Raw genomic sequence first — 284 nt, 5'->3', positions numbered from 1 at the left:
CGCTCGTAGAGGCCCTGCACCACCACCGTGAGATCGTCCTCGAGCGCCGAGTGCCGCGAGAACCGATTGCCTTGGGCGTCGTAGCGGAAGTCGAGAGTCTCCGCGCCGTCGACGACCTGCCGCACCTTGTCGAACGGCGTATACGTGAGCGTGCGGCCGCCATGATCGACGACGTTGCCGCGGGCGTCGTAGCCCATCAGCACGGGTACGCCGATGCCGTAGGCGAAGAGCCGCCCATCCTCGTAGACATAGCCGCCCACGTCGGTCTTGTGGGTGATGTTGCC

General features: G+C 66.2%; 1 protein-coding gene. It reads right to left on the bottom strand.

The features are described from left to right. The coding region (locus tag OEB96_RS00160; protein ID WP_266213349.1) for a hypothetical protein at positions 1-284 on the bottom strand (284 nt) is incomplete at both ends.

Origin of the sequence: Paraliomyxa miuraensis (genome assembly GCF_026337845.1) — a bacterium.
GTDB classification, from domain to species: domain Bacteria; phylum Myxococcota_A; class Polyangia; order Nannocystales; family Nannocystaceae; genus Paraliomyxa; species Paraliomyxa miuraensis.
Note: the sequence above shows the minus strand (reverse complement) of the source record. Positions and strands in the feature narration are given on the sequence as shown.